This is a genomic window from Pseudoalteromonas sp. EB27 (genome assembly GCF_001974875.1).
In the GTDB taxonomy this organism is placed as follows: Bacteria; Pseudomonadota; Gammaproteobacteria; order Enterobacterales; family Alteromonadaceae; genus Pseudoalteromonas.
In genome coordinates this window covers 42,118-66,163 of record NZ_MTQD01000012.1, presented here as the reverse complement: position 1 = coordinate 66,163, position 24,046 = coordinate 42,118, and the positions used below count along the sequence as shown (strand labels likewise).

Here is a 24,046-nt window from a genome sequence, read left to right as displayed (position 1 = left end):
TTTTTTAGTTATGTAATAGCTATACGAATACCTAGTTAAGCTGCAGCCACTTTTAAACAAGTAATGCTACTGATGAGCTGAGATTGCTTATCAAAATAATTAAAACGTATAGTCTTACCAACTTTAATATGACTAATACTGACTGTCATTGCGTCTTCTCTTTGCATATTTACACCATATTGGCCTTGCTCGGCTTTGCTGTAATGAAATGCTAAAAACTGCTCACTTTCGGGATGTCTTACGTCAATAAGTTGCTTAAATTGTTGTTTACGCTTTTGTGTAACTGTTTCTAGCTCAACGCCAGATGACGTTGCAAGCGATTCAACTTGGCAATCGATTAATTGTTTTGTGTCCCACCGAACAAAAACGATGTGACTATTATTTAGGGATAATTTATCCGGAAAAATACATAATTTAAAAGGCGCATAACCTGATAAATCCATATTTTGTAATTGAGACAATGCAGGGGTTTTGTTGCTCAGTAAATATGGGATTAAAAGACCTCTACTGTGCTTTACGGCAGTTATATCAAATACACTTTGATAATCGTTTAATAAAGCTAATGTTTGCCCCCAATGCGATACACCAAGCCAAGTACCTCCCCCTTGCGGATCGATCGGGTAAATTGCGTTACCTGTGTGCTTACTCGGGGCGATTGCCATTTCTCGCGTTTTTTGCTCATCACGATTAAAAAACAACTCGTAGCCATCATCAGTTAAGAAGTAACTTAAAGTGCACATATTAACTTTGCAGTGATTTTGATTGGCTTTTTTCTCTCAAAAAAGTGGCTGTACTTGGTGCTAACCCAAAGCTCTGGTCGAATGATGCTTTTTGTGCAAAGGTAATTTGTGAAATCATCGCATAGTGATGTACTGCATGGCTTCCTACAAATATAAGCTCTCGTGCTAATGAGGTTGTTACAGTTTGTACATTTTTACTTTTAATTGATACTTCGCTTGAAAGTAACAGCGGTTTATTAAAATCATCTGTACTTAGCTGTTCAATCCACGATGCTATCTCGGCAATTTTTTTTATCGCTTCGCAGGGATTACTTTCAATATTACTGCCGCGTAGGCGACTATCGTAATCAATATTATTTATATCAAACCCCGTCATTAAAGATTGGTAATGATCGATAATGTGGCGCATATGTGACCCAGCCGAACTAATGAAATTAGGAGCAACGATTTGCGAATAATCCTCTTTAGTTACACTTTCAAGATAAGTATGACCTTGAGCGAGTATTTCTAACTGACTATTTAACATTGAATCGGTTTTCCTCATTTATAATTTCGTCGTATATGCATACATAACGTTAGATAACATTTTGAATAATGCAATTTTGCATTGTATAAATAACTAGAAAGCTGTTCTTACAATAAAATTTCAAAATTTATGCAGTAATACATTTTTATATACAAAAGTAATTAATGAAAAGCTAGATAATATAGAGAGGGATATTAGTAGATGTAAAAGCAAATGGCGCTCTCGGTAGGGATCGAACCTACAACTCAGCCTCCGGAGGGCCACGTGATATCCATTTCACCACGAGAGCACATTTGTTGCCTCCACACCAACTCGCGATATCAGTGCTTTAGCATCAGCAATGATAAAGAGATCTTTAAATAAATACCAGTAACATCAGCTTATATGCTTATTAATTAAACTCTTTTAAATAAAACACTTCACAATGGCTTAAAAACACGCTATTTATTCTTATTGAATAAGAAACAGTAACGGTTTAGCAACATTGAAACTACGATTGTCGCTGTGCGGATTAATTTAATACGAGGAAATAATGATGAGTTTAATGTCTACTGAGCAAGTTGCTGAGTTTTTAGGTGTAAAAGTAGAGCGTGTAAAACGTCTTTCTAGAGAGAGTTTATTAATTGCTAAATCAGAAGATGAAAATGGCGAACCACAATTTGATACAGCCGAAGTAACTAAATACAAAGAGCTAGCCGAGCGCTTTGGTGGCCTTTAACATCTATAAAAAGTATTATTAACGAGTTTATTTAGCTGCGCGCGTAACATTACAGATTTATTAGTTATGCCGCGCTCTTCGTACCAGCCAATACATAACACTAAAAAAAACAGCTTATAGTAATTCAGCTTATCTATTGAAAGATCAAACGTTTTTGTTTTATCGATGCTATTTTTATAGTTATTTAACAATGCACTTTCACTGCTCTCATTAAAATTAAAGCTCACTGCAAGGGCTGCCAAATCAAAATACACATCGTTAGTTTGTGCGTATTCAAAATCAATTAAATACATACCTGAAGCATTTACAATAATGTTGTCTTTTACTAAGTCGTTATGACAAAAACCTGCATTAAATGACATAGCTGTAACTGCTTTGAGTGCCTGCTCTATTTGAAGTTTATATTGCGTATATACGCCGGTGTTTTGATAAAAATGAAGCTCTTTAGCTATATCCATTGGCGCGGTAGACACTTTGTAATTGTGCACTTGAGCAAGTTTATTAATAAAGCTAAGCGTTATATCCGATTGCGCGCTCTTGCCTTCAATATAGTTAAATACCGCACGACCGTTTTCTTTATCAAGCCAAATAGGCGCTGGACATATATTAAAGTCACTTAAAAAGCGCTGCGCTTCAAGGCCGTCACTTGGCCAATGGCTTTTATAACACTTTAACAAATACCCTTGTTGCTCGGTACGTATTAAAAAATTATCGTTACTAAAGCCATTAAGTAATCGCTCGCTTGAAACAATGCTTGTAGGCTCTATAAACGCACTACACATTTTTACTAACTGAGTATGGGCAATCATTGATTAAAGCTGTGCTAGAGGCTTAGCTTGGCTTTGTTCGTATTCTTCGTACCAGGTTTTAAAGCCCCACGCTGCCATAATGGTATAAAATATAAAGAGTGCTAGCGTTGGGTAATAGCCTTTTTCGTAATATAAATACATAGAAGCTGCATCTATAACAATCCAGTACAGCCAGTTTTCGAGGACTTTTTTAGCAACTAAGTAAGTAGTTACTACTGCAAAGCACGTTGTAAAGCTATCAAGATAAGCAAAATCAGCATGAGTATAGTTTTGCATAACGTAACCTATAGCTATTGCAGCTATAGTTGTTAAACTAATTAAAACAGCATGGCGGTTTATCGACCACGATGTAATATTTAAATTTGCAGCTTTGCCTTTACGCCATACAACCCATCCAAATACAGCCATATACATATAATAAAAATTAAGTAATGACTCCATAAGTAATGCACCATTCCAGTACATTATTGTATAAATGAGCGTACTAAAAAACGCCGCAGGCCAACACCATAAGCTTTCTTTTATTGCTAATAATAAATAAGCCATCGACAACCCTACCGCAATATACTCCCAATGCGACATTGCTGTAAAACCACTTAAGGTTTGTGTTAAAAAGTCCATATTATGCAGTTACCGTTTAGTTGTGCCGATTGTTATACCAACCTGCTTATATACGGGGTCTATTTAACGTTAAGAAAATTACGCTAGAACTAGGCAAAAATTTTTGTATCTAGTTGTTCTAAATAAAAATTTTTAACGACGTTATAGTGCAATTTAATTCGTTAAATTGATCAAATATTTATGCAGGTTGGTATTATAGGCTATTCAGGCGATAAGTCGCCAGAGAGAAACTTACATACAAAAATAGCTTTACCAAATTCTTCATATGAGCGCTTAATTTCGGTATTTAATACCTGCATTACTAAATCGTAATCACCAAAAATTTGCGTTGATAACGTGTTAGTAATCACTTTTAAATCATCGTATTCGTTTAATCTGTCAATAAACCCTTGTATAAACGGGATATAGTCTTGGTGAAGTGGGTATTTACTGATCTCTACTGATAATTTCATTTTCGACTCTTTATTTTAATTACCGATTACAACAAGTCACTCAATGCTAGAGCCGTTATTAAATACAGTGTAAAATCGCTGCAACACTCAATTGAAATGAGCTTAATATGGCACGTAGAATAACCTACAAATATAAAAACGAACCGCGCGAGATTAATTTCGCTAAAGATAAATACCACGACATGTATCAAGCAATTGCTGCCGCTGAAGGTATTGATCTGACTAATTACTTAAGCATGGTACAGCAAATAGAAATGACCTCAAAAGGGTCTGCCTCTGTTCGTAACTTTCGCGACCAAGAATTTGCCCGTATGGGCTTTAGCGATATTTACTTTATAAAAGAGTAAATACAGCTTTATAGCTGTGTCAACGCTGATACTCATAACTTACGCGCGGTGTAATATTACATAATAGCTCGTAGGGGATAGTATCAGCGCATAGTGCTATTTCTTCAACTGGTAGCTCAGGGCCCCACATAGTAACCCTGTCGCCAACTTTAATATTATGCTCATTAGTGCCTATATCTACACTAATCATATCCATTGCTACACTACCGACAATACCATAACGCTGCTTGCCAATTATAACGGGGGTCCCCTCTTTAGCGTGCCGAGGATAACCATCGCCATAACCCATAGCCACAACAGCTAACTTGGTTGGTTTATCGCTTTTCCAACGACCACCATACCCGACCGCCTCATTAGCAGGCACATTTCGCACTGCAATTACGCGCGTAGTTAAGCGCATAACTGGTTTTAATTTATGTTGTTGCCCAATACTATTTGCCATAGGCGATACACCATAGAGCATTAGACCAGGGCGTACCCAATCACCATGTCCATTTGGCCACGCGATAATACCCGCTGAATTTGATAAACAATGCGCTTGGTCAATACCATTCACTAAGTTATCAAATAACGTAATTTGTTGAACCGTTTTAGCATTATCAACATCATCAGCACACGAAAAATGGGTCATCAGATTAACAGTGTTTTTAGCGTTAGGTGTTTTTTGTAAACGGCTATAAAATTCTTCAAACTGCTCTGGCGCAATACCTAGTCGATGCATACCTGTATTTACTTTTAACCAACATGTTATTGGCGCATCAAGCTTTGCTTTTTCAAGCGCGGCTAATTGGTACTCATCGTGAATAATAGTTTGAAAATTATTAGCGAGTAAAATAGGTATGTCGGCTTTATTAAAGAAGCCTTCGAGTAAAACTATTGGCTTTGTTAGGCCCCCCGCTCGCAGAGCTAACGCTTCATCTATCCGCGCCACAGCAAATGCGTCAGCATCATTTAAATGCTGCGCAATCGTTACTAAACCATGTCCGTAAGCATTTGCTTTTAGCACCGCCATTACTTTGATATTAGGTGCAAAACACTTAACTTGCGCTAAATTATGCGCAAGTGCAGCTAAATTAATTTCAGCAGTGGCTAAGCGCATTAGTAATCGTCATCTACCGCTGGTCCCGCGTAATTATCAAAGCGAGAAAATTGACCTTGGAATGTTAAACGCACTTTACCAATTGGGCCGTTACGTTGTTTACCTATAATAATTTCGGCAATACCTTTATCGGTACTGTCTTCGTTGTACACTTCATCACGGTAAATAAACATGATTAAATCGGCATCCTGCTCTATCGACCCTGACTCACGTAAATCTGAGTTAATTGGGCGTTTATCGGCACGTTGCTCTAGCGTACGGTTAAGCTGTGAAAGCGCAACAACCGGACATTTTAGCTCTTTTGCTAATGCTTTAAGTGAACGCGAGATTTCGGCAATTTCGAGCGTTCGGTTATCGGCAAGGCTTGGTACACGCATTAACTGTAAGTAATCGACCATGATCATGCTAATACCGCCATGGTCGCGGGCTATACGCCTTGCACGAGAACGAACATCGGTAGGTGTTAAACCTGATGCATCATCAACGTACATTTTACCTTTTTCCATCAACAAGCCCATAGTTGATGAAAGTCGTGCCCAATCGTCATCATCTAACTGGCCAGTACGTACCTTAGTTTGGTTAATACGGCCAAGAGACGCTAGCATCCTCATCATAATTTGCTCAGAAGGCATCTCTAGAGAGTAAATTAATACTGGTTTGTCTTGAGTCATTGCAGCATGTTCTGCAAGGTTCATCGCAAAGGTGGTTTTACCCATTGATGGACGTGCTGCTACAATAATTAAATCGGATGGCTGTAAGCCCGTCGTCATTTTATCAAGATCGGCATAACCTGTACTTACACCTGTTACACCATCTTGTGGCGATTGATAAAGCTCTTCTATTTTATCAACGGTTTTTTCAAGGATGCTATGAATGCTCTGCGGACCTTCATTACTTTTTGTTCGTTGCTCAGCAATTTTAAACACTTTGCTTTCGGCAAAATCAAGTAAATCGTGACTAGTACGCCCTTCAGTATTAAAACCCGCTTCTGCAATTTCGTTCGCTACGCCAATCATTTCACGTACAACAGCGCGTTCGCGTACAATACTTGCGTAAGCGTCAATGTTAGCAGCGCTTGGCGTGTTTTTAGCTATTTCAGCTAAATAAGCAAAACCACCAATTCCTGCAAGCTTATTATTTTTTTCTAAACTTTCAGAAATAGTGATTAAATCTATTGGATCGCCAATCTCAGCAAGTGCCGTCATCGCTTCAAAAATTAACTTGTGCGTGCGGGTATAAAAATCCTGTGATACAACAAGTTCAGCTACGCGGTCAAAAGCTTGGTTATCAAGCATTAAACCACCTAAAACAGATTGTTCAGCTTCTATTGAATGGGGAGGAACTTTAAGAGTATCGACTTGCTTATCTGGTTTGGCCATAACTTCACAGTGGTAAAATTGAATGGCTCTATTCTATCGACTTGAAGGGGCTGTGCAAATAGAAAAGCAGGAAATCTTTTCCTGCTTTTTGTAATAGTGAAGGTGAGAGCGTTATTTAATACGAAGCTCTATGCGTCCACTAATGGTATCCATTTCAACATTAGCATTACCGCCATTAATACTAAATTCTAAATCACTGGCTGGGCCATATTTAGCTTTACTGACCTTGTCACTAGTAACTTTATTAATGATTTTGCCATTAGCATGGGCTTTAATTTCAAAATTTGCAGATACGCTGTCAGGAAAGTAAAAATCACCATCGCCACTTACCGATTCAAAACGTACATCACCACCTTTTAAAAGCTCTTTAATGTGTACTTCGGCTTCGCCATTTACCGTGTTAATACGTAAGTTTTTAATAGCCGATAGCGTAAAATTTATATCGCCATTTACATTTTCAAGGCGCACATCATTGGCGCTTGAGGTTGATTTAATATCGCCATTAACAGCGCTAAAACGCAGTTCACCACTTGATTCTCTATCGTTAATTTCACCATTTACGGTTTCAAATTGAATATTACCACTTAAACTTTGTGCATTTACGTCGCCATTAACTGTGGTCAATTTAATGTTACCGGCAATATCATCTACCGTAATTTCGCCGTTAACCACATCAACTTCAGCGCCGTTCTTAAGCTCTTTTGCAGTCACCGATACATTAACGCCAGCAAACTCTAAGCCACTACTTTTTGGCATGAATATAGTTAGACTTGAGCCATCGCCATTATTATTCCAATTTGATTTACGTGGCATTTTTACAATGAACTGAGTTTTATCGCCATTTGTTTTAAGCTCATAACCTTCTGCTTTGTCATCAAGCTCGCCAGATACTTTAAATTCGTTTTTATCCCAGCCTGTAATATGTATATCACCGCGTTGGTTTTCAATAAAAATAGTGCCGCCATTTGGTACGTCTATTTGCTTATCTATTTTTTCACCCGCAAATACCGCCAATGGAAATAAGCTTAGTCCTAATAAAATCGCTTTCATGTCGTACTCCTAAATGTGCTGCCAACGTGGCGCGTGCACCTTGTTAATTAAATCAAGTTGTTGCTGATATATTTGCGCTAACATTGTCAGAAGCGCTTGGTTTTGTGGTTCATTTTTAAGAGCTTGCTTTATTGCTTGTTCAGCCTCTTCTAATTCTTGTAGTTGTGTTTGCCAATTAGTGGTCAATGCTTCTTTATTTTCGTATTCAACTAACAAACTGTTTTTTCTCGCCGAAAAGTAATCACTGATAGCCACTACGGGCTGTGGCTCGGGCGCTATAAAAAATATATTTACTGCAACTAAAGCCGCAATTGTACAGGCAGCTATTGCCGTTAGTTTTGGCCAAGTGCCAGCTTTTTTTTGGTTCTGCTTATTATTAACAATTGCTCGCTCAATTCCTGCCCATAAATCTTTTTGTGGTGGTATCTCTTTATCAAGCGTATTTAATGATTTGTTTAAGTAATCGTCAAAATTTGGTTTATTCATTTTCATACCACTCTTGTAATAACTGCCTAGCACGATGATATTGCGATTTACTTGAACCAACAGCCATACCTAACTGTTCGGCTATTTCCTCATGCCTGTAACCTTCAATTGCAAACAACACAAACACCATACGTGCACGCTCAGGAAGCCTTACTATTAATTTATCAAGGCCATTTAAGCCTTCGCAATCATTAGCTGATTGCTCATCCATACCGCTGTGTTCAATGCTCACCACTTTTTGTAGCCAATTTTTTTGCTTGCGTAGGTAGTTAATCGCAATATTGCTGGCAACACTGTAAAGCCAAGTAGAAAACTGCGAGCGACCGTCAAATTGCGCTATTTTATGCCACACCTGTACAAACACTTCTTGCGCTGCATCTTCAGCATGCGCTTGGTCGGCTAATAAACGTAAGCATAAACCGTAGACTCGTTTTATATGTAACTCATAAAGCGTTGTATATGCCGCCTGCTCACCCGACTTAACACGTTCAATAAGTGTAGCTTCGCATAAAGGCGTTTGTTCGGGTTTAACGTGTAACATCCGTGATGTCGCCTTTTAATTATTATTATTGAGTTAGTGTATTGATAAGTTAGACGTAATAACAGTTCGAAAAGGTTTAAAGGGAATGAAAAAATAATTGAATAAAAAAGAGGGTTGTACGAGGTTGTATTTAACTGTGCCCTTAACTAGCGACTAATAAACGAAGTTAGCCAAATTACAGACACAAAAAAGCCGTGCTAATAGCACGGCTTTTGTCGCTTAATTAAAAAATTAAGCTTCAGCGATTACGATTACTTTAATAGTAGCCGTTACGTCTGAGTGAACTGAAATTGATACGTCAAATTCACCTGTCTCACGGATAGTACCTAGAGGCAAACGAACTTCTGACTTAGCAACTTCAACACCAACAGCTGAGATAGCGTCAGCGATGTCACGAGTACCGATTGAACCGAATAACTTACCTTCGTCACCAGCTTTAGATACTAATGTAACTTCTGCTAATGCTTCTAGTTTTTCAGCGCGTGCTTGTGCAGCAACTAACTGTTCAGCGATTTTCGCTTCAAGTTCTGCACGACGAGCGTCAAACGTTTCAATGTTAGCTTTAGTCGCAGGAACTGCCTTACCTTGAGGGAAAAGGAAGTTACGTGCGAAACCAGATTTAACTACAACCTGTTCACCTAGGCTACCTAGGTTAGCGATCTTATCTAGTAGAATAACTTGCATGTTTCTACACCTTTTAAAAACTGTTAATCCGCTGCTTACTTATGTAAGTCAGTGTATGGAAGAAGGGCTAAGTAGCGAGCACGCTTAATAGCAGTTGCTAGCTGGCGCTGGTATTTAGCGCTAGTACCTGTAATACGGCTAGGTACGATTTTGCCACTTTCTGTAACATAGTTTCTAAGAGTAGCTAGATCTTTGTAATCGATTTGCTTTACGCCTTCCGCTTTAAAGCGGCAGAACTTACGACGTCTGAAATAACGTGCCATGAGATTAATTCCTCAAATAATTCTTTCTATATGCTGAGCATGCAAAACCAATTGGCTAAGGCCGTTACGACCTTCGTGGCGATTTAAAAAACCACTCACTTGCAATGCCTGCCCAACGTGCAAATGTTGAGTCTGTTGTTGCATTTGCTTTCCACTGGCAACTACCTGAAGCCTCACGTAACTATTACGGTTAAGGTCTGCTTCGGTTTGCATCGATTTATGTTCTACAACAAAAATACAATGCGGGATGCCAGCAGGGCTTTGGCTAAACTTGGGAGTTTTGCAAACTACCCCAGATATAACCAGCTGATTCATAAAAGGGCTAACCATTTATATTTACCGCCAGTTAAACGCCATGCTAGGACTCAAAACAATTAAGCAGCTGGTGCTTCTTTCTTCTCTTCTCTTGCAAGAGGAGACGCTTCAGTTTCAGCAGTTTTAGTGCGGATAACTAAGTTACGAAGCACTGCATCGTTGTAGCGGAAAGTAGTTTCTAGCTCGCTGATTACTTCAGTTGGTGCTTCAACGTTCATAAGAACATAGTGAGCTTTATGAAGCTTGTTAATTGGGTAAGCCAATTGACGACGGCCCCAATCTTCAAGACGGTGGATAACACCACCAGCTTCAGTGATAGAACCAGTATAACGTTCGATCATACCAGCAACTTGCTCACTCTGATCTGGGTGAACCATGAATACGATTTCGTAATGACGCATGGATATTCCTTACGGTTAATAGAGCCTTCTACCGTTTCGGCCGGTCGGTTTAAGGCAAGGAATTAATAGTTTAAAAGCCGAAATGAGCGCGCATTTTACGCTTAGACGGATAATTAAGCAAGCAGGTTTTTAAGCTTTTATAGATAAGTGTTTAAAAGTAATAATTACGCACTTCGCTTGTCACGCTAACAAGCTGATCGCCTACCGCAAAAGTTAAGCAAAGAGTGTAATACCTCTTTTAGAAGCCAAGCTTACTCGCGTGAAAAGCGATAGCTTTTAATTGCTTAAGCTTTATGTTTACCTCGAAAATATAAACATTTACTCAAGCTTAAAGCCGTGCAATTATTAATCAATACATTATTAAATAAGGATATTTATGAAGCTCTTACTATCGCTTGTATTAATACTTACTTTTAGTACACCATTTTTAAGCCACGCAAAAACCAATACAACTGACATAACCGTTGGTAAAAAAGTCATTCTGCAATCAAAAATACTCAACGAAGACAGGCCCATTAAAATTTTCATACCTGACACTGTAAAAGACGATCAGCCCCTTTATGTTATTTATTTACTTGATGGTGTTGAGCACTTTCATACAGCGTCTGGTGTTATTAAATCCCTTGTAGATTACGAGCAAATACCCAATGCCATGCTTGTTGGTATTGATACAACTAACCGCGTTCGCGATTATTTACCAAAAGTACAAGGCGAGCCTAAAACAGAGTTTCAAACCTTTGTTAAAAACAAATGGCCTGACGCAGGACAAACCGACAAGTTTTTAAAGTTTGTGTCTGATGAACTCATGCCTTATATAAACAGTAATTACTCAACTAACGGCTACAGCACCTTAATTGGTCACTCTAATGCTGGTACATTAACGCTTTATACTTTAGTTAATCAGCCTGAGTTATTTAATAACTACATAGCTATAAGCCCAAACAGTTGGTGGAGTGATGAAGAGTTAAAAAATAATATTATTAAATACACTAAAAACCCTAAAGGCAGCCAATCGTTATTTATTAGTGTAGCGAGTGAAGGCGCCCGTTTTTATACAGGTGTTTTAAATGCTTTAGTAAATTTAGAGCAACAAATGCCTACGCAGCTAAAATGGGAATATAAGCATTACCCTACTTTTAGTCATATGGGCACCATACTACCAGCACTTAGCGATAGCCTAATTAACCTATTTGGCGACCTAATATTTAAAGTGACTGACGAGCACGGAAGATTTGCTGATGTATCGCTTATTACCGGTTACTACCAAGCACTGAGTGATAAGTACGGATTTGAGCTTAAAATTCCACAAGATGTGTACGTAGAATTTGCGCATAGCCAGCAAAAATTTGGTAACACGGCTAAAGCTATTACCACGCTTAAACAATTTACTACCGATTACCCTAATGCTGCATACTCCCACATGCGTTTATCGCAAGGCTACACCGCTAACAAACAGTTTAAAGAAGCAGTAACTAGCATGAAACAGGCACTAGAACTTGCTAAGCAAAACTCGCGAGACCCAATGTTAGTTGATGCGCTAAAAGATATGGTGAATGAAGCACAAGCCAATTTGTAGCTTATTAATTTAAAGCGCTTTTTAACAAACGAGATGCTTAAAAGGTTTTACCTGCGCTAATTAATTAGAGACCATAGTTAAAGATAAAAATGAAAATATGGAGCGCTTAAAGTGAGGAATAATAATCAATGACTAAATTTGACTTCCCCGTGGGTTTTACTTTTGCTGCTTTGGTGTCCGTATGCTTTTCAGCTGGTTTTATAGTTGGCTCAAGCTCAATAGGTTCTGCAATTAGCGCAATAGTTATATCAATGCTCTCAAGCTATATATTTTTCTTTTTAACAATTACTTTAAAGGAACGTTCTGAGAAGAAAAAAGTTAAGGATATTAGTAACCCATTAATTACTCAGATCACAAGAACCCTAGAAGCAGGGATTCATAATTCAATTTTATTGCCAAATAAATCTATTCGATCAATACCTAATAAAAAAAATTTAACCGAGGAACAACTTTATAATTACTTAACAGATAGTGTTCTAAACGCTCCTATTAGCGGACCTAGAACCTACTACCCTAGAAACAAAATTTCGGCTGCAATAGAAACCAACAGTGATGCGTTAATATTAAATACAACTTCTCCAATCAAAATTATGCTAGAAGATCTTAAGCCTTACCTCTACTTGTTGGATATAAACCTAGTAAAACTAATTTATGAAATTGAATATTCAAATTATATGAGATTTTGCGGAGACAACTTGGAACACTGTGGAAGGTTTACTTTTGATAAGGAATACTTTGTTGAGTTCTTTATACTTGTGAAAAAACTAGAAAGCTCCATTAAAATATAAATAAAAACCGATGTTTAAACTAAACATCGGTTTTTCTTTGCTGAAAGCTGACAGCTAAAAACTGACTAATTTACTTACTCGTTGGGTTTCGTTTCGCTCTTCCCAAGCTACGTTATTTGCCTATCGCTTCTTTGGCGAACAGGTGCTTTATTGGCCCAAGATTATCAACTAATGATAGCCCTACTCCACGAATGAGTTTTTTAACCGGGTTTGCGCCTTCAAATAACTCTTTGAGCCCTTGCATCATGGCTATGTGCTTTTGTGCGTCGAGCTTGCGGGTGCGCTCGTAATCACGAAGTGTGCGGGTGCTTGCAAACTCCTTACTATCGCTTGTTAAAAGCTCAATTAAATAAGCCGCATCTTTTAGGCCTAGGTTCATACCAAGCCCTGCAAGTGGGTGGATTGTATGTGCAGCATCGCCAATGAGTACCACTTTGCCTGAAACCCATTGTTGGGCGTAGCGCATTTTAAGTGGGAAAGCTGCGCGCGCACTTTGCACTTCACATAGCCCGCATTGTCCATCTATTGCAGCCATAACAGCTTTATTAAAGGCACTGTCGTCCATTGCAAGGAGTTCATCGCAGTGGTTTGGGCTGGTAGACCACACAATTGAATGGGTGTTGGCATCGCTTAATGGTAAAAACGCCAGTGGCCCTGTTGGTAAAAACACTTGGCGTGCGGTGTTTGCATGTGGCTCTTTGGTTTTAACCGTAGCAACTAGCGCGTGGTGGTCGTAATCTTTAAAGCTAAGCGCCATATTAAATTGTTTACGAATAGCCGAATTTGCGCCATCGGCCGCCACCAGCAGCTTAGCAATAATAGGCTCGCCGCTTTTAAGGGTTATAAATACGTCGGACTCACTTTGGTGTATTTGCTGATACTCGGTATCAAACATTAGTGTGGCGCTTGGTTGCTGCTCTAGCTCTTTTATAAGTGCATAGCGAATAATATCGTTTTCAACAATGTGGCCTAAATGTTCAAGCTCAAGCTGCTCGTTGTTAAAGGCAATTTTACCAAAGCTGTCGGCATCACGTACGTCCATATGTGTATAAGCGCACGCTCGCTGTGCGATAATTTCGGGCCATACGTTTAATTGCTCAAGCAAGGTTTGACTTGCAATGCTTAGCGCACTTACGCGCAAACCATATTCGTCAGTTGGTAATGCTTGTGTTGATGCGCCGTCGATTACAACGACGCTTATATCGGCTTTTGCCAATCCAAGTGCCAGTGTCAGCCCTACGCAGCCGCCACCTACAATACAAACCTGTGCTTGCTTCATAAACGCCTACCTTGTTTAACTTGCCCCATTAACTGCTTGGCTAATGGCGCTTTTAATGCGGGAAATAAATCCATCGAAAACAACCCAATACTGCGCCCCAATGCGAGCACTCGCGATGAGTTCGAAAAAAGCCTGACAAGTGCATCAGTTAAACTCATTACGGTTTTTATATCATCACTGCGCTTTTTTGAATATTCACGTGTAAACGCATAGCTGCCCAAATCGTGTTGGCTACTTGCTATTAAATTACTAAGTACTTGTACGTCGCGAAGACCTAAATTAAAACCTTGCCCTGCAATAGGATGAATAGCATGTGCAGCATTACCAATAACCACTGTACGGTGCGCAGTCAAAGACTCGACTTGCCCGTAAACGAGCGGGTAACTCGTGCGCATGCCTACTTTAGTAAATTGACCTCCGCGATAACCAAACGCGCTTTGCAGTACACTTATAAAGTCTTGCTCATTAAGTGCCATGTGTTGTTCAATCTGATCTTGACGCATACACCATACTAACGAATAACGATTATTGCTCATGGGTAATAACGCCATAGGCCCGTTTTGTGTAAAGCGCTCAAATGCATGATTATTATGCCCACCAGCCACTTCTACATTAGCAATAATAGCGCCTTGTTCATAAGGCTGGGTATTAAAACCAAGCCCGAGTAAATTGCGTGTTGGTGATTGTGCGCCATCAGCAATAACCAATAGTGCTGCATCTAATTGCTCGCCACTTTGTAGAGTGAGTGTATTGCTATGCAAAGTTTGTTTAATGGCAGTTACGCTATCGGGGCACAAGAGCGTAATATTTGACTGCGTTAAACGTAGGTGAAGCGCTCGGCCAAATGGATTTACTTCTACTACGTAACCAAGTGAGGGCTTAGCAAATTCGTCGCAATTAATGTGCGCTTTGCCAAAGTGGCCTCTATCAGACACGCTCACTTTTTTGATTGCTGCGGTGTAAGGGGCATTTTTCTCAAATAAATTGAGGCTTTGTAAATACTCTACCGATTGCTGAGCGAGAGCAATACTTCTGTCGTCAAAGCTCGGGTGGTATTCGCCAGTTACTTGATTCGCTTCTACAACAGCAATATTTAACGTGGGATTAGTTTTAGCCACACTTAATGCGCAGCTTGCTCCCGCTAAACCACCGCCAATAATAACTACATCAAACTGCTTAGCCACTTTACTCTCCGAGCTTTATACGTTTTTAGCACTTTGCATAAGTGCTTCTATATCGCTAATTTTTTTAGGCACGCTTAGGGTCAAGTTTTCATGGCCGGTTTCGGTAACTAGCAAGTTATCTTCGATACGGATACCAATGCCTTTATATTTTTGCGGTGCGCTTGAGTCTTCGCTTATATAAAGCCCTGGCTCTATGGTGAGTACCATGCCGGGTTCAAATGCACGCTCAACGTCATTTACTTTGTAATCGCCAACATCATGTACATCTAAACCAAGCCAATGCCCAAGCCCGTGCATGTAATATTCTTTACATGCCCCTTTTGCCATTAGCTCGTCAAAGTCGCCGGTTAAAATACCTAAATCAAGTAAACCTTGGGTCATTACTTCCATTGCTAGTTTATTAGCGTGCGACATAAACCCGGCGGGTTTAACTTCATCAAAAGCCACTTCTTGCGCTTTAAGTACAATATTATAAAGCGCCGCTTGCTCTTCGCTAAATTGACCATTTACTGGAAAAGTACGGGTAATATCGGCGGCATAACCTTGCAGTTCACAACCGGAGTCTATAAGTACTAGGTCGCCATTTTTTAATACGTCGCTATTTTGTGTGTAATGTAAAATATTGGCGTTGTCGCCACTACCAACAATTGTGCCGTACGCAGGATGTGGAGCGCCATTCATAGCATAATGATGATGTAGCTCTGCTTCTAGCTGAAACTCTGTGGCACCCGCATGCGAATAACGCATGGCACGCATGTGCCCTCGCGCACTAATTTCACAGCCTTCTCGCATAACATCTATCTCACTTGGCGATTTAAACAAACGCATTTCGTGAATAAGGCCGCGTATTTCTTTTAAAGTACTCGGTGCTGTGAGTCCTTTTCGAGAGCCACTTCGAAGTGTACCTAGTAACGAAAATACTTTGGTATCAAATGAAGAATAAGCACCTTGTGCAAAATAGATCGCATTTTTTGCATTTAGCATATCCAGTAGCTTATCGTTCAATTCACTTAGCGGGTAAGCTTCATCAAACAAGTAGTCACTTTTAGCTTTATCAAAGCCAACTCTGCGGCCATGCCAAATTTCTGCAAGCTTGTCTTTATCTAGGCAAAATAAAGTACAGGGTGCATCGCTGTTGTTACATAGTACGAGTACGGCGTCGGGTTCGTTAAAGCCAGTTAAGTAAAAAAAGTCGCTATCTTGTCTAAATGCATATTCGGTATCGCGGCTACGCGTCACTTCGCTCGCAGCGGGAATAATAGCAACGCTATTTTCATCCATTTGAGCAATTAAACGCTCGCGGCGTGCTTTAAATTCTGACTTTTGTACTTCAACCATTATTAACCAACCCGTTTTACTTTTTTTAAAAGTGAATGCCTAATGAAGTGTTTTTTTAGTGCTTTGCGTGCTCTGCTCTTTACCAAGCTCTGCAAAACAAAGTAGTGCTGATACGCGCACATATTCAATCACTTCGTGCAGCGCTTGGCTGTCTTCTTCGGTTTCTTCAAAAGTGGTATCTAGGCGAGTGATTTCGCTAAAGTCAGTAATAACTTCTTTAACATCGCTTGATAGCTTACCGTAGTCTTTTTGCTTTAAACCAAAACCAAGCATAAAACCTGCTACCCATGATACGAGGCCATTAGCCTGATCGATGAGTGTTTCGTCGTCGCTTGGTAAAAATAAATCAAACTGAAATTCATCATCATTAAAGCTCGCGACTACTTGCTTATAAATAGTGCCAAAAAACTGCTTTAAATCGTTACTAAACGATTCACCATCGTTAAACACATCGCTCAAAAGACCTAAGTATTCTTTGTCGTCAATGGTTAAACCACACGCAAGTAAACCACTAATCACACCATGCGCTTCGGCAGGTGATACAAATATTTCGTTTTTTTCTAAAAGCAGTTGAGCTTTTTCGTAATCGGGTAAATCGTTCATAATCGAATCTTCGCTTTGCAAGTTAAGGCAATGCTACCACTCGATAAAAAGCAACTCCAATTAATTGTATGATCAAGCTCAAAAACCATGCGATAAAGTAAATGACGAGTTAAAGGTGCGGAAAAACTAAGCGAACGGTTTAATTTTTTGCGTTTGGGGTTTAAGGATTGGATTATGTCTTATATACTTAAATTGTTCCCTGGGATATCGGAGCTTGGTTAAGTCCCTGAGCCGATAAATTTTATACTAGGATTTCTGTTCGTCTACTATTGTGCAAGCTTGGCATGTACCGAGAAGCCTACGGTAAACCGCAGATTTCCGCCCTGAGACCTTCTGGTTTCAGGACTGAAACCGGGTACCATATCTTGGGGAACACCTTTTTAGCAAACCCTCGCCTTTAAAAGGCTTTATCAAAAAAGAAATCAACCTTCTTGTTTATTCTTATATTTATCTAAATTTTTTATTCACTTATCTTCAATTGTCTAATTTTACTTTTTAGCTTATAAAAAAGCCGCAGGTAATTGCTTACCTACAGCTTTAATAATCACGTATTAGAGTGAAGTTATACCAATCTGCTTATATATGAGGTCTATTTAACGTTAAGAAAATTACGCTAGAACTAGGGCGTGTTGATCTTTGTGGATTGAAATTTGTTCAATCTAGGGACGATTAAATCGCGGCGCGAGGTTTGTAACCTAGTGGGCTAAGTAAAAACCGAGCAACAAAGAGTTGATCGTCCCTAGAAAGAACCCAAAGGGCAGCGCATGTTTGGTATTTATGCGGCGTTATCGCCTATTCGTGGGGAATAACCACACTACATAGGCTCTGCCTTGCCTAAAAACCAAACATACTGCTGCAAATTCACCCACGAAAGGTCAACACGCCCTAGGCAAAAATTTTTATATCTAGTTGTTCTAAATAAAAAATTTTTAACGACGTTATAGTGCAATTTAATTCGTTAAATTGATCAAAGATTTATGCAGGTTGGTATTATTTAAACCAACCTTGAAAACGCTCCATTAGCATGTAGTTTATTGGTACTAGTAATAGAGTAATGAAAGTTGCAAAAATAATCCCAAACCCTAAGCTCACCGCCATTGGTATTAAAAACTGTGCTTGAGTCGCTTTTTCAAACAGTAATGGCATTAAGCCAATAAAGGTCGTTAAACTAGTTAGCATTACAGGGCGAAAACGCGATGCACCTGCAATTTTTATAGCATCGAGTACTTTTCCACCTTCACTGCGTTTTTTATTAATAAAATCAACTAGTACAAGCGAGTCATTTACTACCACCCCGGTTAGCGCAAGCATACCGAGTAAGCTCATAATAGTTAAGTCCATGCCCATAATCCAATGCCCTACTACAGCACCTATCATGCCAAATGGAATTACACTCATTACTATAATTGGCTGTAAGTAAGATTTGAGCGGTATAGCTAGTAATGCATATATAATGAAGAACACAAACACAAGTGCCCAAGCCAACGAACCAAACGACTCTCGTTGCTCTTTAGCCTCACCTTCTAGCTTGTAATCTACTCCAGGATATTGCTGCATTAATTCATCTAAATACTCCGTTAGGTCAGCCTGAAGTATTGTCATGTTGGTGTTATTTTTTTCGATATCTGCTGTTACGTTTAATGTGCGGTAACGATCTATTCGATTAATAGTTGATGGACTTTGCCCAGCAGTAAGTGTTGCCACATGCGATAAAGGCACAGAGCCACCATCAGGTGTATTTATAAGTATGTTTTGTAAATCGGCTACAGAGCGGCGCTCATCTATAGGTAGGCGCACCATTACACGTACATCGTCCCGGCCTCGCTGAATACGTTGTGCCTGCGAGCCAAAGAACGAGTTACGTACTTGCCCTGCTACATTAACTCTATTTAAGCCCAGCGCTAAACCTTGTTGTGTAAGCTCTATTTGTAACTCTTCTTTACCGTCAGACATACTATCTGCAATATCAAATACTGTTGGGTAGGTCGATAAACGGGTTTTAATATGATCAGCCACGTCTTGTAAAATAGTCAACGAAGTACCGCTAAGCTGAACATCAATTGGGTCTGAACTTCGGCCAATTTCGGCTCTAAACGTTAAACTTTCAGCGCCTGGGATGACACCTATTAAATCGCGCCATTCGCTGGCAAGTTCTCGTGATCCTATATCTGATTCACGCTTTTCAGCTGGTGTAATTTCAAAGCGTACAGAGCCTGAATTAGATACACCACCACGCCCGCCTGTTGTGGCTAATATATTTAAAATAACGCTTTCACCCGTATCTGGGTCGCGGTATTTTTCTTGTAATTGCTGCGCCTTTTGCGACATGTCAATTACGTATTTATTAGTTACTTCAAACGGTGTACCAGTTGGTAGTGTTAAGTTAACGCGGACTGTTTCGCTTGGTATACGCGGGAAAAATACAAACTTAGTCCAACCGCTGGTGATCATGGTTAAAATTATAACAAATACACCAATAAACAAGCTTACCGAAGCCAATTTATGGCGCAGCGCTAAATTTAAAGTGGGTTGATAATATTTTAAAATCGCGTTTTCAAATCCATCTGCAAAACGCTGTTGAAGAACATCAAGCTTTGAAGGCTCACCTTTTTCGTGGCGCAGTTTTATATATTTTAAATGTGCTGGCAGTACAAATTTAGATTCAATTAATGAAAACAGTAATACAGGTATAACTACTACGGGTATTTGGGCAAATAAAGCACCACGCGCCCCTTCAATAAAGGCAAGAGGCAAAAATGCAGCGACGGTAGTTAATACACCAAAGGTTACTGGCGTTGCTACTTCTTGAGTTCCTAAAATTGCAGCTTGCTCGCCCGACTTAGCTGTTTTTAGGTGGGTATAAACGTTTTCACCGGTAACTATGGCGTCATCAACAACAATCCCCAATACCAATATAAAGCCAAATAAACTCATAATATTAAGGGTTACGCCAAAAATAGGCATCGCTATAAACGCGCCCATAAACGAAACCGGAATACCAATAAATACCCAAAATGCAATTGCAGGGCGTAAAAACAAAGTAAGTAAAGCCAGTACTAAAATACCGCCTTGTAAAGCATTGGTAGTAAGGGTCGAAATACGGCTTTTAACAAGTTCTGAGTCATCATCCCAATAGCTCAGTTCAAACCCCTGTGGTATTGAGCTTTGTTGCTCTTTTATATAGTTTTTAACATCGTCAGCAACGGTAATTGCACTTTGTGGACCAATTCGATATACGTCGATAAATGCTGCTTGCTTACCGTTAAAACGAGTACGCACTGGTGTTTCTTCAAAGTCGTCTTTAATTATCGCTATGTCGCCTAAACGAATAATCGTGCCGTCTGCTTGATTTTTAACAACAATATTGGCAAATTCATCTTTACGATATGCTTGCCCTTTAGAGCTTATAAGTACGTCCCCCCCTTCTGTTTTTAAGTTACCAGCAGAAATATCTGAACTTGAGTTAGAAATAGCACTCGATATTTGTGCAAGGCTTAAATCGTACTGGCGAAGAACGTCCTGGCTTACTTCTATAGCAATTTCATAATCACGCACACCACTTAGCTCTACCTGCGTCACATTAGGTAAACGTAGAATTTGATCGCGTACTGTTTCTGCGTATTCGCGGGTTTCTTTTTCGCCGTAGTCACTCGATACTGTAACCGCTATAACCTCACGAATTCGCTCAGCAAGCGCTACTATCGGCTTTTCGGCATCAGCAGGAAAAGTATTAATTGCGTCTACACGACTTTTTATATCAGCTAAAAGCTCACGAGGGTCGTAACCGCTTTCAACCTCTATTGTTACTGAGCCAGAACCTTCAGAAGAGCGACTAAATATTTGCTTAATGCCTTCTAAATCTTGCACGGCTTCTTCTATACGAATTGTTACGCCTTGCTCTACGTCCTCTGGTGTTGAACCACGCAAGCTCACGTTTACACTTATCATGTCGGTTTCAAATGAAGGAAATACCTCAAGCGGTATTTTACTCGATAGACTAAAAAGCCCCGACAGTAACAACGTTACTAGCAGTAAGTTAGCAGCAACATGGTTTTTGGCAAACCAAGCTATCATGGTTTATCTCCTTGCTTTGCTGCACGACGTTTTTTCAGCTCATCTACACTAATACCCAGCTCTTTCGCTTTTTGTTCAAGCTGCTCAGGAGATGGGCGCTTTCCTTTACCTTGCCCATTAGCTCCGCGGCTTTTAGGTTGCTCTGCGCTTTGCTCTCCTAAAATCCTTACCTGAGTCCCAGAACTCACTTGCCCAAGTGGAGTAATAACGAGTTTATCATTTGGGTTTAATCCTGATTTAATCATCGCTTGTGTCGCATTTTGCCAAGCGAGTGTAATGTCTTTACGCTTAAGTACGCCCTCTTCAACAATGTAAACGTAAGTTCCTTGATAGATTGTACTGTTAGGGATTATAAGTGCGTTAGACACTGTTTTACCGGTAATTTGCGCCTTTATGTATTGCCCTATTTTTATTGGGTATTGGTTATTAGCTGTTGCTTTGTATGGGTCGTTAATTTTAGCAACTACATAAAGCTGTTGTGCGCCTTCATCAATGGCACCTTCAGTACGTGCCAGCTGCCCTTGCCAAGTTTGCTCACCTACTAAGTCTGAGGTAAATTTTACAATTGAACCCGCTTGGTTTTTAGCACCATCGCGATATTGTTCTGGTAAATTTACAAACGGAAGGTCTTTATTTTTAATTGGTAAACGAATCTCAACGCTATCGATTGCATAAATAGTGGCAAGCTGGGTATTGTTAGTAACAACTTGCCCTAAATCAACACTACGGCTGAGTATACGCCCGGCGTATGGCGCCGTTACTTTAGTGCGCTCTAAATCAAGCATTGCTTTTTCAAGTACTGCCTGCGCAGATAAAACTTCAGCTTCTGCTGCGGCTAGTTGTGGTTCACGCAGTACTAGGCTGCTTGCCTGATTTGAGCCACCAAGACGCTTCCAATCTGTGATAGCTTGTTGCCCACGCGCTTTCTCTTCCAGTAAGCCTTGCTCTGCAGTTAATAAATTGGCTTGAGAAGATTTAACTTCAGCTTGGTGATCTCTATCGTCTAGCTTTAAAAGGACATCGCCTTTTTCAAAAAAACCGCCTTCTCTAAAGTCATCGCTTACTTCAATTATTTGCCCAGATGCCTGAGCAACTAATAAACTTTGTGTACGTGGTTTGACCGTACCGTAGCTATCTATCATCACTTGGTAATTTTGTGGTTTAAGCTCAAGCGCAGCTACACTTATTGATGCTTTAGGAGGTGAGCCAAAGCGTTTGGCCTCTGGCGGATTACCTTTGATAAACATAACAATTAAAATAGTGGCAACAATAACCACCGCTGGAATAATAATTTTTGCTGTTTTAGTTTTCATCGTTATTGCTCTTTAGTTCACTTGAGGGCTTTGCAAAATCACCACCAAGGGCAACATGTAAGTTAATTCTGTTAGCTATTAATTGGTTTTTAATTTCGATTAAGGAGCTTTGCGCATCGAAAGAGCGATCTTGTGCATCAAGCACGGTAGTGTAAGTTACCAAGCCACTTTGATATTGCTCAAACGATAACTGCTCTGCTGCAAGTGCATTTTCTTGCGCTTCAAGGGTGCTGCTATATTGTGATTTAAGAGACTGCTGCTGCGAAATGGCATTTTCTACATCACCAAATGCATCGTAAAGCGTTTGCAAATAAAGTTGCTCTTGCTTTTGAGTATTAAGACGCGCTATTTCTTCATTCGCTTTTAAGCGTCCACCTTCAAAAAGTGGCGCAGAAATACTTCCCAATAACGACCATGCAAGGCTTGATGGAGAAAACAAGTCGCTTACTCTGTCAGTGCTATCACTTAAGCTTGCTGTTAAGTCTAAACTTGGAAAGCGTTGTTTGTGCGCATACGCCAATGAAGCGTCAGTAGCTAGAAGCTCATACCAACTTGCACGCAGAGTAGGTTTACGCGTTATAAGCTCTGAAGGTAAGCCCAATGGAATATCGGTATTAATAACGGGTAAGTCGCTACTAGCAGTAATAGCGCCTTTTGGGTATTCCCCTAGTAAACGCTCAAGTATTCGTGCTGAAGCCGATAGATTCGCCGTTTGAGTAGCAATGCGAGATCGTTCATTATTAAGCTCATTACGGGCTAAATATACATCGAGAGCTTCATTTATACCTTGGCGGTAGCCTGACTCAATAATATCCAAGCTTTGCTGTGCGTTGGCTTCACGGCGTTTGAATAAATCGAGCAACTGCTGTGCACTTACTACATCAAACCAACCTGCTACTACATCAGCAACGAGTTGCTGTTTAGCCTGTTCAAACCGTGCTTGCTGCGCTAAATAGTTAAGATTAGCTTCGCGCTTTGAGTCAGAAAGCTTACCCCATAAATCAACCTCGTAAGTTAAGTTTAAACTAACTGAACTTGCGTTGTCATAACTTACTGGGCGGTTGTCTTTACTGCGACTTGTACGCGTTGATAAATCGAGGCTTGGCCAAAGTGCAGAGCCCGATACTATAAGCTGTTGTTTTTGGATTTCTACATCGTAGCTAGTTTGCAAAAGCTGTTGGTTGTTTTTAAGTGCTTGTTGTACAAATTTGTTAAGCGTAGGATTTTGTAATTGTGTAAGCCATTGCTCTTGTACTTTTAATACCGAGCTTGATGCTTCTTGCTGCCATTGCTGTGGCATATCCTTAGGGGCTTGCATACGCTGCGACGAGTTAAAATCACTCGCACAGCCGCTAAGCAGCATCACACTAATTGCCAATAGGGTTGGCTTGCATTGCCAAATCATAATTAAACCTAAATTACTGCTATTTATGAACGTAATTCAAGCACTTTGGCAACTT

25 protein-coding genes, 1 tRNA gene and 1 other RNA gene are annotated in these 24,046 nt (G+C 39.8%); 5 read left to right on the top strand and 22 right to left on the bottom strand.

All coding sequences use genetic code 11. The features are described 5' to 3' along the window. Positions 1-35: 35 nt before the first annotated feature. The 3 genes from BW142_RS14210 to BW142_RS14200 all read right to left on the bottom strand — a co-directional run bounded on the left by BW142_RS14210 (position 36) and on the right by BW142_RS14200 (position 1,555). Positions 36-740, bottom strand: a complete 705-nt coding sequence (locus BW142_RS14210; RefSeq protein WP_076925270.1) for an NRDE family protein — start codon at positions 738-740, stop codon at positions 36-38. A gap of 1 nt (position 741) precedes the next feature. Then, positions 742-1,266, bottom strand: a complete 525-nt coding sequence (locus tag BW142_RS14205; protein ID WP_024600726.1) for a hypothetical protein — start codon at positions 1,264-1,266, stop codon at positions 742-744. Positions 1,267-1,480: 214 nt separating this feature from the next. After that, a tRNA-Arg gene (locus tag BW142_RS14200) sits at positions 1,481-1,555 on the bottom strand. 246 nt (positions 1,556-1,801) lie between these two features. Between BW142_RS14200 and BW142_RS14195 the strand changes: the two genes are divergently transcribed. Beyond that, positions 1,802-1,984, top strand: coding sequence for a hypothetical protein (locus tag BW142_RS14195; protein WP_007587299.1), 183 nt, complete (start codon positions 1,802-1,804; stop codon positions 1,982-1,984). Here BW142_RS14195 and BW142_RS14190 read toward each other — a convergent pair. The 3 genes from BW142_RS14190 to BW142_RS14180 form a co-directional block, all read right to left on the bottom strand. Further along, positions 1,981-2,793, bottom strand: coding sequence for a phosphotransferase (locus BW142_RS14190; RefSeq protein ID WP_076925269.1), 813 nt, complete (start codon positions 2,791-2,793; stop codon positions 1,981-1,983). The two genes, BW142_RS14195 and BW142_RS14190, sit on opposite strands and share 4 nt — an antisense overlap. 3 nt (positions 2,794-2,796) lie before the next feature. Next, on the bottom strand, positions 2,797-3,414 hold the full coding sequence (pnuC, locus tag BW142_RS14185; protein WP_076925268.1) for a nicotinamide riboside transporter PnuC: 618 nt from the start codon (positions 3,412-3,414) through the stop codon (positions 2,797-2,799). Positions 3,415-3,614: 200 nt separating this feature from the next. Further along, complete coding sequence (locus BW142_RS14180) at positions 3,615-3,866, bottom strand: hypothetical protein (RefSeq protein ID WP_007587304.1); 252 nt, start codon at positions 3,864-3,866, stop codon at positions 3,615-3,617. Between the two features lie 107 nt (positions 3,867-3,973). Between BW142_RS14180 and BW142_RS14175 the strand changes: the two genes are divergently transcribed. Continuing rightward, positions 3,974-4,213, top strand: coding sequence for a DUF2960 domain-containing protein (locus tag BW142_RS14175; protein WP_024600730.1), 240 nt, complete (start codon positions 3,974-3,976; stop codon positions 4,211-4,213). Between the two features lie 19 nt (positions 4,214-4,232). On the opposite strand, the gene alr is transcribed toward BW142_RS14175, so the two are convergent. From alr to rpsF, 9 genes are all read right to left on the bottom strand, one after another. Continuing rightward, a complete protein-coding gene (gene alr, locus BW142_RS14170; protein ID WP_076925267.1) occupies positions 4,233-5,312 on the bottom strand; it encodes an alanine racemase in 1,080 nt (359 codons plus the stop codon). Further along, positions 5,312-6,691, bottom strand: coding sequence for a replicative DNA helicase (gene dnaB / locus BW142_RS14165; RefSeq protein WP_024600732.1), 1,380 nt, complete (start codon positions 6,689-6,691; stop codon positions 5,312-5,314). The genes alr and dnaB overlap by 1 nt, the downstream gene beginning before the upstream one ends. A 111-nt stretch (positions 6,692-6,802) precedes the next feature. Continuing rightward, on the bottom strand, positions 6,803-7,741 hold the full coding sequence (locus BW142_RS14160; RefSeq protein ID WP_076925266.1) for a DUF4097 family beta strand repeat-containing protein: 939 nt from the start codon (positions 7,739-7,741) through the stop codon (positions 6,803-6,805). 9 nt (positions 7,742-7,750) lie between these two features. Next, entirely contained in the window at positions 7,751-8,233 is a 483-nt protein-coding gene (locus tag BW142_RS14155) for a hypothetical protein (RefSeq protein WP_076925265.1), read from the bottom strand. Further along, a complete protein-coding gene (locus BW142_RS14150; RefSeq protein WP_024600735.1) occupies positions 8,220-8,768 on the bottom strand; it encodes a sigma-70 family RNA polymerase sigma factor in 549 nt (182 codons plus the stop codon). Before BW142_RS14150 ends, BW142_RS14155 begins: the two co-directional genes overlap by 14 nt. A gap of 231 nt (positions 8,769-8,999) precedes the next feature. Next, positions 9,000-9,452 carry a 50S ribosomal protein L9 gene (gene rplI, locus BW142_RS14145; protein ID WP_002962755.1) on the bottom strand — a complete coding sequence of 151 codons (453 nt, stop codon included), beginning with the start codon at positions 9,450-9,452 and terminating at the stop codon, positions 9,000-9,002. A gap of 35 nt (positions 9,453-9,487) precedes the next feature. Continuing rightward, positions 9,488-9,715: a 30S ribosomal protein S18 gene (gene rpsR, locus BW142_RS14140; protein ID WP_024600736.1), complete on the bottom strand. Its 228-nt coding sequence runs from the start codon at positions 9,713-9,715 to the stop codon at positions 9,488-9,490. A 12-nt stretch (positions 9,716-9,727) separates the two neighbouring features. Beyond that, on the bottom strand, positions 9,728-10,045 hold the full coding sequence (priB, locus tag BW142_RS14135; protein ID WP_033015549.1) for a primosomal replication protein N: 318 nt from the start codon (positions 10,043-10,045) through the stop codon (positions 9,728-9,730). A 44-nt stretch (positions 10,046-10,089) separates the two neighbouring features. Further along, positions 10,090-10,431, bottom strand: coding sequence for a 30S ribosomal protein S6 (gene rpsF, locus BW142_RS14130; protein WP_007378473.1), 342 nt, complete (start codon positions 10,429-10,431; stop codon positions 10,090-10,092). A 376-nt stretch (positions 10,432-10,807) separates the two neighbouring features. Here rpsF and BW142_RS14125 point away from each other — a divergent pair, with 376 nt between their 5' ends. Together BW142_RS14125 and BW142_RS14120 are read left to right on the top strand one after the other, a co-directional pair. Then, the gene (locus BW142_RS14125) at positions 10,808-12,007 is read left to right on the top strand and encodes an alpha/beta hydrolase-fold protein (protein ID WP_076925264.1); all 1,200 of its coding nucleotides are present in this window, start codon (positions 10,808-10,810) and stop codon (positions 12,005-12,007) included. Between the two features lie 128 nt (positions 12,008-12,135). After that, a complete protein-coding gene (locus BW142_RS14120; RefSeq protein ID WP_076925263.1) occupies positions 12,136-12,795 on the top strand; it encodes a hypothetical protein in 660 nt (219 codons plus the stop codon). Between the two features lie 112 nt (positions 12,796-12,907). Here BW142_RS14120 and BW142_RS14115 read toward each other — a convergent pair whose 3' ends face one another. From BW142_RS14115 to BW142_RS14100, 4 genes are read right to left on the bottom strand one after another with little or no spacing between them, the layout of a single operon-like run. Next, positions 12,908-14,074, bottom strand: coding sequence for an FAD-dependent monooxygenase (locus tag BW142_RS14115; RefSeq protein ID WP_076925262.1), 1,167 nt, complete (start codon positions 14,072-14,074; stop codon positions 12,908-12,910). Then, a complete protein-coding gene (ubiH, locus tag BW142_RS14110; protein ID WP_076925261.1) occupies positions 14,071-15,258 on the bottom strand; it encodes a 2-octaprenyl-6-methoxyphenyl hydroxylase in 1,188 nt (395 codons plus the stop codon). The genes BW142_RS14115 and ubiH overlap by 4 nt, the downstream gene beginning before the upstream one ends. A gap of 15 nt (positions 15,259-15,273) precedes the next feature. Then, positions 15,274-16,596: a Xaa-Pro aminopeptidase gene (gene pepP, locus BW142_RS14105; protein ID WP_076925260.1), complete on the bottom strand. Its 1,323-nt coding sequence runs from the start codon at positions 16,594-16,596 to the stop codon at positions 15,274-15,276. Between the two features lie 39 nt (positions 16,597-16,635). Further along, complete coding sequence (locus BW142_RS14100) at positions 16,636-17,199, bottom strand: UPF0149 family protein (RefSeq protein WP_007587323.1); 564 nt, start codon at positions 17,197-17,199, stop codon at positions 16,636-16,638. Between the two features lie 193 nt (positions 17,200-17,392). Here BW142_RS14100 and ssrS point away from each other — a divergent pair. Further along, positions 17,393-17,575, top strand: a non-coding RNA gene (gene ssrS / locus BW142_RS14095) — 6S RNA. Between the two features lie 614 nt (positions 17,576-18,189). Here ssrS and BW142_RS14090 read toward each other — a convergent pair. Genes BW142_RS14090 through BW142_RS14080 form a run of 3 tightly spaced genes read right to left on the bottom strand, consistent with a single transcriptional unit; the run spans position 18,190 to position 23,991 of the window. Then, positions 18,190-21,273, bottom strand: a complete 3,084-nt coding sequence (locus BW142_RS14090; protein WP_024600743.1) for an efflux RND transporter permease subunit — start codon at positions 21,271-21,273, stop codon at positions 18,190-18,192. Next, the gene (locus BW142_RS14085) at positions 21,270-22,586 is read right to left on the bottom strand and encodes an efflux RND transporter periplasmic adaptor subunit (protein ID WP_076925259.1); all 1,317 of its coding nucleotides are present in this window, start codon (positions 22,584-22,586) and stop codon (positions 21,270-21,272) included. The genes BW142_RS14090 and BW142_RS14085 overlap by 4 nt, the downstream gene beginning before the upstream one ends. Next, entirely contained in the window at positions 22,576-23,991 is a 1,416-nt protein-coding gene (locus BW142_RS14080) for a TolC family protein (RefSeq protein ID WP_076925258.1), read from the bottom strand. The genes BW142_RS14085 and BW142_RS14080 overlap by 11 nt, the downstream gene beginning before the upstream one ends. Positions 23,992-24,046 lie beyond the last annotated feature (55 nt).